Genomic DNA, 12381 nt, shown 5'->3' with positions numbered 1-12381 from the left:
ATCTGGTTGCTGCTGCGCGGTCAGTCCGCCGCAGTTTCAATCTGCGTCAATTTCGAATACTGGTTCTGGTGCTGGGAGAGTTCTGTAAGCGCGGTCGAGTAGCGCCCCAGCGTGCCCGAGGTGAACAGCGTGTCGCCCGAGGGAAGCACAAGGTCGCGGCGCTTGCTGATCTGGACGAGTCCGCCGGTTGCCGGTTCAAGGTGTTGGTCATTGCCTGAGAGCAGTTGCAGGCGCAACAGGTTATAGCCGGGCACGAGTCGTTGAATCTCATCGAGGATGCTGAACGGATCGAACGGGCTGAGCTTCGGTTCGAGGTTATTAGCGGTCAGCCATACGGCGTGACGGTCGGCCTCGCCAGCCTGTGCGCCGCGGCTCTGGCCCATGTCGGCGCGGAGACCCTTGCCGAAAGGTACGAGCTTGCGGACATCGGCGCCCATCTTATCGGCCACGCGGACGATTATCTCGAAGTCCGTGCGGACGCCGGCGCGGTCGCCTGCCTTCGAGACCAGTTGCAGGTCGCCGTAGCTGTTGGTGACGGAGCCGGACTTCTCATAGAGGTTTGCGGCCGGAAGAATGACGTCGGCAAGCTGCGCCGTCTCCGTCATGAACATCTCCTGCACCACGACGAAGGTGTTCTTGAGCAGGTCAGGCTCGACGCTGTAGCGTGCGACGGGATTTGCGCCAACGATGTAGAGTGCTGAAAGTTCACCGCGGCCTGCCGCCTCGAAGATCTCCAGCATATCGAGGCCGGCGGTGGTTGGTGCGCCATGCTCGGCAAACGCGCCAGGGTTGGCAACCGGAGTGTAGCCAGGGAGCAGGTCGGGCAGCAGGCCCATGTCGGCTGCGCCGCGCGAGTTTACGTAATCGCCCAGCAGGGCGAACTTCGCTCCGGGAATCGTGAGGCCAAAGTCGATGAGCTTCTTGAGGCTCTCGCCGCGCAGCTCCGAGCCAATCAGAATCAGCAGATTCTGCTCACCTTTTACGGCCTCGTGGAATGCGCTCAGTGTGTTGGTGTCCGCAGCGGAGCTCGAAGCAGCCGCATCGTCTCCAGCTAGATAGCTGGCCAGCGCGTTGTAGCCGAAGGGTACGAGGTGCAGGAACGTCTTTGCCTGACGGCGGAGCTTGATCTCCTCTGCGTTGGCCACGTAGAGGCGCGTGCGGTTGTTCCGTACCGCAGTGCGGATGTTCCATGCCGTTCCCGGAGCCTGCTCAGTCGGATCGCCGCCTATCAGCAGAATCGCAGGCGCAGTCAGAGTGTCGCGCAGGGAAGCGGCACGTCCGGCGTGTCCAGCAAGCGCGTTGGCAAATGCTGTGTAATCCGCTGTACGGTGGTGATCAATGTTGTTGGTCCCCAGCACCGTGCGAGCGAACTTCTGAAGCAGGTACGCTTCTTCGTTCGTGATGCGGTTCGAGCCGATGACTCCAATGCTCTTGCCGCCACGCGCGTCGCGCAACTCGCGCAGCTTCGTGCCGGCATAGGTGAACGCCTCTTCCCACGAGACCGGCTTCAACTCGCCGTTGGCCTGGCGAACGAGGGGATGGGTGATGCGCTGCTTGTTGTTGGCGAAGTCGAAGGCGAAGCGGCCCTTGTTGCAGAGGAAGTCGCCGTTGATGCCGCTCTTGTCGCGATTGTCGCCGCGAACGATCTCTGAGCCGTCCGAGACCGAGCGCACGCCGAGGGTAGTCTTGCAGCCATCGCTGCAGTGCGTGCAGATGGTGGAGACGTGATTCATCTCCCATGGACGCGTTTTGTAGCGATACGCGCCGCTGGTCAGCGCGCCTACCGGGCAAGCGTCGATGCACATGCCGCACTGCTCACAGTTCAGGTGCATCAGGTGGTCAGGGGAGGCATCGGCGGGAACATTGGCCGCAATCACCGAAGACGACCCACGGTTCTGAATGCCCAGCGCGAAGACATCCATACCTTCGCCGCACATGCGCACGCAGCGATAGCAGAGGATGCAGCGCGGCCGGTCGAAGTAAACGGCGGGCGACCACTTCTGCTCTTCGCGATGGTTCTTCGGCTCGGCGTAGAAGCTGTCCGCTGCACCATACTTGAAGGTCATGTCCTGCAGTTCACACTCGCCGCCAGCGTCACAAACCGGGCAGTCCAACGGATGGTTGCCAAGTAGCAGTTGCAGTGTCGCCTTACGTGCCTGCACGATCTCTGGCGTCTCGCTCTGCACAACCATGCCTTCGGCGACGGTCGTGGTGCAAGCCGTCTGGAGTTTAGGCATCTTCTCGATACGCACGAGGCACATGCGGCACGCTGCCTGTAGCGAGAGGCCGGGGTAGTAACAGAAGGCAGGGATCTCGATGCCCGCGTTCTTGCAGGCGTCAATCAGCAGCGAGCCCGCCGGTGCGGTGATCTTTTTGCCGTCTACGGTAAGGGATACGTCTGGCATGGCTTAGTGTGCTCCGACCAACTGCTCCACCGTGATGATGGGGGTACCGGCCTTTTGGCCCTCGATGTAATCTTCAAACTCTTTGCGGAACTTCTTGACGAATCCCAGCGTGGGCATTGCCGCTGCGTCGCCGAGCGGGCAGAACGTGCGGCCCATCATGTTTTCGGCCAGATACTGCACGTTGGCCACATCCTTCTTTGAGCCGCCGCCCTGATACACACGCGTCAATGTCTTCTTGATCCAGTCTGTGCCTTCGCGGCAGGGGATGCACCATCCGCAGCTTTCGTGCTGGTAGAAGCTGATGACGCGGAGGGCAAACTCGACGATGGAAACAGTCTCGTCGAGCACGACGATTCCGCCCGACCCAAGCATCGTTCCTGCTTTGGCCATCTGGTCGAAGTCGAGACCAACATCGATCTCTTCAGGTAAAAGCACCGGGCAGGAAGATCCACCGGGCACAACGGCCTTCAGCTTCTTCCCGTCCTTGATGCCGCCTGCGACTTCATAGATGGCGCGCTTCAGGTTGTAACCCATCGGCAGCTCATACACGCCAGGGCGCTCCACGTGACCTGAGATTCCAAACAGCCGCGTGCCCCCATTGCGCTCCGAGCCGATCTTCGCGTACGCCTCGCCACCCATCAGCAGAATGTGGGGCGCGCTGGCGATGGTCTCGGCGTTGTTGATGACAGTCGGGCCGCCGTACAGGCCGACGACAGCAGGGAAGGGCGGCTTGATGCGCGGCACTCCGCGCTTGCCTTCGAGCGACTCCATCAGTGCCGACTCTTCGCCGACTTCATATGCACCAGCGCCGCTCTGCGTGATGATGTCGAAGTCCACGCCTTCTTTGCCGAAGATGTTCTTGCCGAGGAAGCCTTTCGCGTAGGCGTCAGCCACGGCCTTTTCGACGATCTTCAGTAGGTAGCGATATTCACCACGCAGATAGATAAAGCCCAGCTTCGCGCCGATGGCGAGGCCAGCGATCATCGTGCCTTCAATCACCGCGTGCGGATCATGCAGAAAGATTACGTGGTCTTTGCAGGTGCCAGGCTCAGACTCGTCGCCGTTCACCAGCACATACTTCGGCTTCTCCGACTGCTTCGGCACGAACGACCACTTCATCCCTGTCGGAAAGCCAGCGCCACCGCGACCGCGCAGCCCTGAAGCCTTCATCGTGTTGATGACCCAGTCAGGTCCCTGTTCAATGGCCATCTGAACAGCCTTGTAGCCGTCCAGTTCGACGTACTTGTTGATGTCGGTCGCGCCCTGGCCAAACCGGCGGCTGATGACCTTCACTTCATCAGGGTGAGAGACGAGGGTAGGCATCTTATTTCACGTCCTTTCCCTGGCCCTTGCGGTACGTGTCCAAGATCTCGTCCACCTTCACCGTTGTCAGATTTTCGTGGAAGTCGTAGTTGACCTGCATGGCCGGAGCCCAGCAGCACGCGCCGATGCACTCGACCTCTTCGAGCGAAAACACGCCGTCTTTGGTGACTTCTTTGTGGCCGACGCCGAGCTTGTGTTTGCAGTGGTCGAGGATCTCATATCCGCCGCGCAACATGCAGCTGATGTTCGTGCAGACCTGCACGTTGTATTTGCCCGCCGGCTTGGTGCGCAGCATCGAGTAGTACGAAAGCACGTTGCGCACGTCCAACTCGAGAATGCCGATGCGCTCAGCGACCTCGGCGACCACGGCGTCGGAGACATAGCCAATCTCGTCCTGCGCGTAGAGCAGCATCGGCACCAGGGCCGAGCGGCGCACCGGGTAGATCGTCACCAGTTTGTCGAAGCGGGCAGCCGTCTCCGCTGAAAAAATCGTATTGGCGATTTCACTCACTTTGCATCATCTCCCGAGCCAGCTTTTCTGCGGCAAGGTCCATCTCTTGGGCGATACCATCCAGTTTAACAGTTCCGTCCTCCTGAAGACTGAAGACGGCACACCTTCCATCACTTCGTTCCATCGCTTCGTGGGTGAAGCGCAGCCAGCGGCTGCCCACGCGAAGCGTAATCTCCTCTGCTCCAACTTCCACTACCGCATGTTGCGGACTGTTCAGTCCGTGGGCCGCTGCGTAGGAGCGAAGCAGCGATGCCCAGGAGGTCCAGAGTTCAGTGTGTAGGGATCTAATCACGCTTGATTGCGCTCGCTTGATTAGAAGGCTGACTTCTACCGAGGTAGATTATCGCCGTCAGCAAGAGAGCCATCCCTATAGCTTCTTCAAGTAATGATATTGCGTTCATAATCGTCAGGCTGATTCCGATTTCGGGTTTTCTGAATAGCTGGCGATCTGCCAAGACGGCCACCCTTGACCAGAGAAAAGATGCTCCGAGCCATATAAATCCTATATTTCGCGTTCGGATGTAGTTAATCAACAACAATACAAAAGCTGCCACCCAAAGAAGAGTTGTGACGCAAAACGAAATAGCTAAGGACCAGTTCATCGTCTTCTCCTTTCATGGAATGGCGTAACACGCGGGTTAGCAGTTAGCGGTCGATCTCTCCGAGAACAATATCAATCGAACCGATCACAGCAACGACGTCGGCCAGCAGCCGTCCCTTGCACATGACTTCGAGCGCCTGCAATGTGGCGTAGGACGGGTTGCGCATATGGACGCGATACGGCTTGGCCGTTCCGTCCGAAACAACGTAGTAGCCCATCTCGCCGCGCGGCGACTCGACCGCCTGGAAGACCTCGCCCGCCGGAACAGGGAAGCCCTCGGTCACAATCTTGAAGTGATGGATCAGTGCTTCCATCTGGGTCTTCATCTTCTCGCGTTCGGGCAGAATGATCTTCGGCGCGTCGGCGGTGATGGGGCCTGAGGTGGGCATTCCGGCGAGCGCCTGCTGGCATATCTTCACCGACTCGCGCATCTCATCCATACGCACGATGTAACGCGCCCAGACGTCGCAGTCGTTTGAGACCGGCACCTTGAACTGGAACTTCTCGTAGCCCGAATAAGGCATATCGCGTCGCAAGTCCCAATCAACGCCCGAAGCCCGCAGCGGTGGCCCGGTCACGCCCAGCGCAATTGCGTCCGCTGCCGAAAGATAGCCTACGCCCTTGATGCGCTTCAGCCAGATGGGATTGCCCGTCAGCAGGTCTTCATACTGCTGGATGCGGCCGGGCATGATCTTCAGGAAGTTCTCGACCTGCTGGTAGAAGTCCAGCGGCGGCTCGAGCGATAGCCCGCCGACGCGGAAGTAGCTGGTCATCATGCGCTGGCCGGCCACGTTCTCGAAGATGCGGAGAATCTCTTCGCGCTCGCGGAAGCAGTAGAGGAAGACGGTCAGCGCGCCGATGTCCATCGCGTGCGTGCCCAGCCAGACCAGGTGCGACTGGATGCGTGTCAGCTCGTTCAACAGCACGCGGAGATACTGTGCCCGCTCCGGAATCTCCAACCCCAGCAACTTCTCCACTGCAAGGCAGTAGGCGAGGTTGTTCGTCATCGGACAGAGATAGTCGATGCGGTCAGTCAGTGGAACAACCTGCTGGTAGAACTTCGCCTCGCAGGTCTTCTCGATGCCTGTGTGCAGATATCCGATGTCTGGCGCGAGCGAGACAACCGTTTCGCCGTCAATCTCCAGCACAAGCCGCAGCACACCGTGGGTCGAAGGATGCTGCGGACCCAGGTTGATGACCATCGTCTGGTCTGCCGGTGGAGTAACGCCGTGCCTGCGCCGCGCGTCGGCTACAACATCTTCAACATCTGGAATCAGCATGTCAGGAGCAGATGTGGGTGCCATTAGCGATATCCCTCCACCGGATAGTCCTTGCGCAGGGGATGGCCGTTCCAGTCGGTCGGCATCATAATGCGGGTCAGGTTTGGGTGTCCGCCAAAGCGCACGCCGAAGAGGTCAAAGACCTCGCGCTCATAAAAATTCGCCGAGGGCCAGACACTGGTGATGCTGTCGAGCGAAGCATCTTCGCCATTCAGCCGCACGGCCACGCGGACGCGCTCCTTCAGCGAGTGCGAAAGGATGTGATAAGTGACTTGAAACCGCGGCTCAGAGGGATACCAATCGACCGCCGTAACATCTTCAAGAAAGTTATAGCCAGCCTGCTGCACTTCCTTGCAGGCGGCAATGATGTTCTCTCTCGCGACGGTAATGGTCAGCTCTTTGCGATCAAACTTTGCATCGGTTGCCAGGCTGGCAAGAGCCTTCACCGCGGCGTTCTCCGGGAGCGCCTCCAACACAGCTTGCGTGCCAAATACTCCGGCGTCCATTTACAAGTCTCCCTTGTCGTTGGCCCAGTCCAGGATGCCCTTCTTCCATACATAGAAGAGGCCGACGGCGACGAATCCGAGGTACACGAGCATCTCCCAGAAACCAAACAGGCGAGAGCCAGTCAGATGCGGCAGTCGCCGGTAGATCACCGCCCAGGGCAGCATGAAGACGGCTTCTACATCGAACAGGATGAAGAGCATCGCCACCAGGTAGAACCGCACGGTAAACCGTCCGCGGGCGTCCCCGATGGGATCCATGCCGCACTCGTAGGCGCCAGCTTTTGTACGTGAATTTTTGTGCTTGCCGACGAGGTAGGAAATCCCCACCATGCCGAGGGCAATTCCTAGTGCAAAGAGGGTCTGAAGAACGAGCGGAAGGTAGTTCCAGATGTATGGATACTCGCGCATGGCCATCTTCCACTCTAAGAGTGGGGCTGGCAAGTGTCAAATAATCAATGCGCGCTATTCGCGCAGGATCAATGAGCTGCAATATTCATCGAAAATTGCGGATGATTGCAATGTCATTTGGTGTTGCGATTGTGATCCGGTGCTGCCTAAGTGAGGAAGTCTGCATAAATTCCGATGATTTTTTCTCCATACACGGCCGCGATCAGACCGCCAATGGCGAGAAAGCTCCCAAACGCCAGTTTTGTCGAAGCGCTCGCGCGTCCTCGTGCAAGCAGGAAAACAGCATAGATACTGGCGAGCATCGAGCCGAGAAACAACGCAAGCATTGCAGGCCAGAAGCCGAGAAACGCAGCAATCATCGCCAGCAGCTTCACGTCTCCCAGGCCCATCCCCTCGCGCTTGCGCAGGGCCTTGTATCCCCAGCGGACGATGAGCAGCACCAGCGCCGCCATGCAGATGCCGAGAAGCCTGCCGTACAGCAGGTGCTCGGGTCCGGTCAGAAAAACATTACCCGTATCCACCGCGCTGCCTACGCTGGTCAGTTCGATGTGATTGTTGCCGAGCAGCACCTGGTCCTGGCCCGGCGCCAGAAATCCTGCGCGTACGCAGACCAGCACGTATCCCACGAAGATGCCCCAGAGCGTGAACTTGTTGGGCAGCAGATGCGTCTGCCAGTCCATCACCATCAGGCCAATCAGCAGAAATCCCAGAGCCGCAGCGCCCACACTGGCGACGATCAAACCCACGTAAAACTCAGTGACGGTCGAGCCGTGAAAGCTGCTCGCGGCGCGCAGGCAAAACGCGGCAATCCAGGTGAACCAGAGACCAAGTGCCAGCTCCACCAGCGGATATCGCCATGGAATCGGCTGCTTGCAATCGCGGCAACGGCGACCCAGCAGTACCCAGCTCAGCAACGGAATATTGTCGTACCAGCGAACCGCCGCTCCGCATTGGGGGCACCGTGATCGCGGACGCACTACCGACTCACGCTGCGGCATGCGCGAGATGCACACGTTCAGAAAGCTGCCAAACAAAAGCCCAAGGACAAACGCAGCAAGCACGATCAGGTCAGGATGTTCCACCGCACAAGTATACGGTTCGGCCCGTGATTAGAAGTCGACGTGCATCCGCACCGATTCCACCAGCACTGGCCCACGGTCCTGGTTGTATCCCGGATGGCTGATGTACTGGGCGTCGAGAGCGTAGTAAACACCCTTCCACGCGTGCAGGTTGTAGTAGCCCTCGATGATGTCTTCGCGCGCGTAGTTCAGGTTGCCGTCGCCCAGCAGAAATCCCAGGCCGCCTAGCTTCAAATACTCTTGATGGTCCTTCTTGATCGCATTCGTCACTAAGGTCAGACCTACTTTGTCATTTGGTCGTGACCATGCATGTCCGGTGTAATCTCCGCCGAACTCGAATGTCTGGTCTACCTCGGTGTAGGCGAAGGACTCATGCTGTCCCTCGTTCCAGCCGAACCGCCCGAAGAGCCGCAGGTTGCTTGTAATCTCCTGTTCCACGTTCAACCCAAAGCCGTACTTCACCGCTCCAAACTTCTCCACTGACACGATGTTCGGCGTCGGGGTGGTGCCGTCGAGATAGGCTTTCACCGCATCGTGATAGTTCCCCATGTGAGCATGGTTCACATAGCTCAGCACACGTACGACGCCCTTGCGATCGGGACTCACCAGTCCGCCCAGCAAGGACTTCCGCAGCTCAAACTCCATGTTTTGCCCGCTCGCCCGACGCAGGTCCCAGTCGAGGTCGATTCCGTTGGCGACCTTCGGCATCAGAGCCAACCCATAGCGTGCGGACCAGTCTTTGTCGTCGTACTCAGTCGTGACCGCATAGGTATAACCGCGCGTATCGGCCGCGTAGTCCCATGCGCCGTTATTATCTACGGTCCAGTTCAGGAATTGCAGATGGCTGTCGGTGCCAATGTCGTTGATGTCGAAGTAATCGGGCAGGCTCATCTTGCCTGCGTGAAACTCCAGCCTACGTTCTGGCGCTTTTGTTGCGAGCGAAAAAGGAGTGCGCTCCACATCGATCATCTTGTCTGTGAATCCAATCGTCTGGTGCACCTGCACGCGTGCAACATAAGGTGTCGAGCCCAGGTTTGGATTCCGTACGACATCCAGATTCGTAAACCCGGCCAGCCCCAAAGCCTCGCTGATGCCGCGTCCTCCGGAAGACTCCAGGTCGAAGATCACGTCCGTATTCGTCTTCGGATCGGTGCGAAGCTGGGCTCCAAGGAACAGCGTCCCCAGCAGAGAGGTCTTGTACTCACCACGGCTCAGCAGACTGTTCGTGCCGGAGTAATCTGCATGGAACGGACCGTGCGCCTGAAAGATGATGTTCGCCTGTCCCGCCATGAAGAAGCGCGAGCTCTCCGGATGCGGAAACACCGTCAGCGCCGCGTTCTCCGTCTGGGTCGCGGGTTCAGGCGCGTTCGGCAAGCCGGCATCTACGCTGGCCGCATCGGTCACCGTCTGGGCGTAAATCGGCATCCGCGCTGCGAGCAGAAAGAGCGGCAGCGAGGCAATCAGGCGTAACCTGAATTGCAGCCAGAAGCGTGGGTGCATAATAAACGTCATATTCTTTGCAGGTGAATAGAGTGCAAATCGCGCTCCGAGCATGGTTGTCCACCTGGATGTAATTATTATACCCCCCTATGGTATTTTGAGGAAACGATGAAAGAAGAATCCAGAGAGCGTACGAAGCTCATCAACCGCGTCAAACGCATTCGCGGCCAGATGGACTCGGTCGAGCGCGTGCTTGCCGACGGCGGCCGCGAGTGCAGTGAAGTGTTGATGTTGTTGGCCGCTGTTCGCGGAGGCATCAATGCGGTGATGGCCGAGGTGCTCGAAGACCATATCCGCCTCCACCTGCTCAAAGGCGGAAAAACTCCGCTCACGCCTGATCTTGGAGAAGAGCTGATCGATCTCGTCCGCGCCTATCTCAAATGAACCACTCGCGAACTCTTGCCCGTGCTGCGCGAGAGGAGTACTCTGCCTGTACACGGGAAAGGAGGATGATCCAGCCTATGAAAATTGACAGTAACAGTTGCACGACAACACGTGAGGTGACTGAGGCTTAGAGCGCGCCTTGCTCTAATTTCCTGGTAGAAGTTTTCACCGAGGAGTCCGGCATGGGCGCCTCAGGTCAATCTCAGCAGATCACCGGCAACGGCCCGCAGGCTCATTGAGCGCGGGCCGTTTGCTTTTTCATGAAACCAGGTTCCCCATCTTCGGCGCAGCTTTAGCGCTCATGAGGTGGGTTAAAATGGACACATGAACCCTCTCGTCATCGCAGGCCGTGCCTTTCAGTCGCGTCTTATCGTAGGAACAGGAAAGTACAAGGACGGCCCCGAGACGCAGGCTGCAATCGAGGCCTCCGGCGCAGAGATGGTCACAGTCGCAGTACGGCGCGTCAATCTTGACCGATCGAGCGAATCGCTGCTCGACTACATCGACCCGCGCCGCTACTTCCTATTGCCGAACACGGCTGGCTGCTATACCGCAGAGGAGGCCATCCGCGCAGCGCGCCTCGGCCGCGAAGTGGGCTTGTCCGACTGGGTGAAGATCGAAGTCATTGGCGATCAGAAGACGCTCTATCCCGATGTGCAGGCTACGCTCGAAGCCACGCGCGTGCTCGTCAAGGAAGGCTTCACGGTTCTGCCCTACACGTCGGACGACATTGTTTTTGCCAGGCGGCTCATCGATGCGGGCGCAGCAGCAGTCATGCCGCTTGGCGCGCCCATCGGCAGTGGGCTTGGCCTGCAGAATGTGGCGAACCTGCGCATTCTCCGCGAGCTGATCTCCGAGGTCCCGCTGATCGTCGACGCTGGCGTGGGTACGGCCTCGGACGCAGCTGTTGCGATGGAGCTGGGCTTCGATGCCGTGCTGATGAACACCGCCATCGCACAAGCCGCTGACCCGCTCCTCATGGCCGAGGCGATGCAGCATGCAGTGCTTGCGGGACGGCAGGCGTATCTTGCAGGCCGCATGCCGCGCAAGCTCTACGCAACTGCTAGCTCTCCACTGGAAGGCATCTCGAAGTAGGCGTCGTTCAGCCATTGCATCACTCGCTCCGTCTCCGTCGATTCGCGCCCTCCTCAGCGCAAAATGCAGTAAACTTTCGCCCATGCGGGTCTTCGGCATCGATTGCGGAACGGAGTTCACTGGGTACGGCGTCGTCGAATCCTGCTTGGGTTCAAAATCGTCAAGCCTCATTCGGATCGCAGCCGGGACCATTCGTCTCAGCAAGAAGGAAAAAACTCCGCAGCGGCTCGCCCAGGTCTACGCGGAGCTGACCGCACTGATTGCGCTGCACCAGCCTGAGGTAGTGGCGATTGAAGATGTCTTCTTCTCTGCAAATGCCAAGTCTGCACTCAAACTTGGACAGGTTCGTGGCGTCGCCATGCTTGCTGCGGCGAGTTGCAGTCTACCGGTTGCTGAATACGCACCGCTCTCGGTCAAAAGTTCGGTCGTGGGCCACGGTCTGGCTGCGAAGGAGCAGGTTCAGTTCATGGTGAAGCGGCTCTTGAACATCGAAAACGCCTTCGATTCGGCTGATGCTGCCGATGCGCTCGCCATCGCCATCTGCCACATCCACACCGCGCAGACGTTGGAGTTGCAGGGAGCAGCTCGATGAAGGCCGCCGTGCGGATTGCTCTTGGCGCAATGCTGACGTTGTCTCCTGTTCTGTTCGCGCAAGCGCCTGTAGCGGCTGCAATTCAACCGGTCATCAGCTTTCAGTTCGAGCGCACCGGGCTGCCAGTTCCGAAGTTCACCATCAAGGTCGAGGAAAACGGTTCGGGAACCTATCAGGCGGATGTTATTCCTGGCGTTGGTGACTCCGGATCAGGCGCACCTGCCGAGGCGACTCAGCACGTGAACCGAGCCATTACGCTTACTCCAGCGACGGTGGCTGAGATGTTCAAGACCGCAAGGGCGCTCAAATACTTCAGCGTCCAGTGCGACTCGAAGGCGAAGAACATCGCTAACACTGGCGCCAAGACACTGAGCTACTCCGGCGCCGATGGTCACGGTTCCTGTTCCTACAATTACTCCGAGAACAAGGATATAACTTCGCTCACGAATACGTTTCTCGCGATTGCCTTCACCCTCGATGAAGGGCGCAGGCTAGCTTTTCTGCATCGCTTCGACCGGCTTGGTCTCGATGCAGAGATCAACACGCTGGCTGATCAGGCAAAGTCCGGAGGCGCTCTCGAATTGGGCACGATAGCTCCGACATTGTCCTCGATCGCGAGCGACGATCAAGTGATGGAGCGCGTGAGGGTTCGTGCATCCAGGATGCTGGAGCAGGTCAAGGCGCAATAGCTACTTGC

At 58.7% G+C, this 12381-nt stretch carries 14 protein-coding genes; 4 read left to right on the top strand and 10 right to left on the bottom strand.

The window, feature by feature from the left end; genetic code table 11:
• Positions 1-20 precede the first annotated feature (20 nt).
• The 10 genes from IEX36_RS06345 to IEX36_RS06300 form a co-directional block, all read right to left on the bottom strand.
• Positions 21-2405, bottom strand: a complete 2385-nt coding sequence (locus IEX36_RS06345) for an NADH-quinone oxidoreductase subunit G (protein ID WP_188758418.1) — start codon at positions 2403-2405, stop codon at positions 21-23.
• A gap of 3 nt (positions 2406-2408) precedes the next feature.
• Positions 2409-3728 (bottom strand): NADH-quinone oxidoreductase subunit NuoF, encoded by a 1320-nt coding sequence (gene nuoF, locus IEX36_RS06340; RefSeq protein ID WP_188758417.1) that lies wholly within the window; start codon positions 3726-3728, stop codon positions 2409-2411.
• Position 3729: 1 nt separating this feature from the next.
• A complete protein-coding gene (locus tag IEX36_RS06335; RefSeq protein WP_188758416.1) occupies positions 3730-4239 on the bottom strand; it encodes an NADH-quinone oxidoreductase subunit NuoE family protein in 510 nt (169 codons plus the stop codon).
• Positions 4232-4531, bottom strand: coding sequence for a transcriptional regulator (locus IEX36_RS06330; protein WP_188758415.1), 300 nt, complete (start codon positions 4529-4531; stop codon positions 4232-4234). Before IEX36_RS06330 ends, IEX36_RS06335 begins: the two co-directional genes overlap by 8 nt.
• Positions 4524-4841, bottom strand: a complete 318-nt coding sequence (locus IEX36_RS06325; RefSeq protein ID WP_188758414.1) for a hypothetical protein — start codon at positions 4839-4841, stop codon at positions 4524-4526. Before IEX36_RS06325 ends, IEX36_RS06330 begins: the two co-directional genes overlap by 8 nt.
• A gap of 43 nt (positions 4842-4884) precedes the next feature.
• Entirely contained in the window at positions 4885-6144 is a 1260-nt protein-coding gene (gene nuoD, locus IEX36_RS06320) for an NADH dehydrogenase (quinone) subunit D (RefSeq protein WP_188758413.1), read from the bottom strand.
• Positions 6144-6626 (bottom strand): NADH-quinone oxidoreductase subunit C, encoded by a 483-nt coding sequence (locus IEX36_RS06315; RefSeq protein ID WP_188758412.1) that lies wholly within the window; start codon positions 6624-6626, stop codon positions 6144-6146. The genes nuoD and IEX36_RS06315 overlap by 1 nt, the downstream gene beginning before the upstream one ends.
• A complete protein-coding gene (locus tag IEX36_RS06310) occupies positions 6627-7034 on the bottom strand; it encodes an NADH-quinone oxidoreductase subunit A (protein ID WP_188758411.1) in 408 nt (135 codons plus the stop codon).
• Between the two features lie 146 nt (positions 7035-7180).
• The gene (locus tag IEX36_RS06305) at positions 7181-8116 is read right to left on the bottom strand and encodes a prepilin peptidase (RefSeq protein WP_229668760.1); all 936 of its coding nucleotides are present in this window, start codon (positions 8114-8116) and stop codon (positions 7181-7183) included.
• 27 nt (positions 8117-8143) lie between these two features.
• Positions 8144-9625 carry a carbohydrate porin gene (locus IEX36_RS06300; protein WP_229668759.1) on the bottom strand — a complete coding sequence of 494 codons (1482 nt, stop codon included), beginning with the start codon at positions 9623-9625 and terminating at the stop codon, positions 8144-8146.
• Between the two features lie 96 nt (positions 9626-9721).
• On the opposite strand from IEX36_RS06300, the gene IEX36_RS06295 reads away from it, so the two are divergent.
• The 4 genes from IEX36_RS06295 to IEX36_RS06280 all read left to right on the top strand — a co-directional run bounded on the left by IEX36_RS06295 (position 9722) and on the right by IEX36_RS06280 (position 12373).
• A complete protein-coding gene (locus IEX36_RS06295; protein WP_188758410.1) occupies positions 9722-9997 on the top strand; it encodes a metal/formaldehyde-sensitive transcriptional repressor in 276 nt (91 codons plus the stop codon).
• A gap of 324 nt (positions 9998-10321) precedes the next feature.
• Positions 10322-11092: a thiazole synthase gene (locus tag IEX36_RS06290; RefSeq protein ID WP_188758409.1), complete on the top strand. Its 771-nt coding sequence runs from the start codon at positions 10322-10324 to the stop codon at positions 11090-11092.
• A gap of 82 nt (positions 11093-11174) precedes the next feature.
• On the top strand, positions 11175-11684 hold the full coding sequence (gene ruvC / locus IEX36_RS06285; protein WP_188758408.1) for a crossover junction endodeoxyribonuclease RuvC: 510 nt from the start codon (positions 11175-11177) through the stop codon (positions 11682-11684).
• Positions 11681-12373 (top strand): hypothetical protein, encoded by a 693-nt coding sequence (locus IEX36_RS06280; protein ID WP_188758407.1) that lies wholly within the window; start codon positions 11681-11683, stop codon positions 12371-12373. Before ruvC ends, IEX36_RS06280 begins: the two co-directional genes overlap by 4 nt.
• The last annotated feature ends 8 nt before the right edge of the window (positions 12374-12381 follow it).

Origin of the sequence: Edaphobacter acidisoli (genome assembly GCF_014642855.1) — a bacterium.
In the GTDB taxonomy this organism is placed as follows: Bacteria; Acidobacteriota; Terriglobia; order Terriglobales; family Acidobacteriaceae; genus Edaphobacter; species Edaphobacter acidisoli.
The sequence above is the reverse complement of the archived record's forward strand: the minus strand, read 5'-3'. Positions and strand labels throughout refer to the sequence as shown.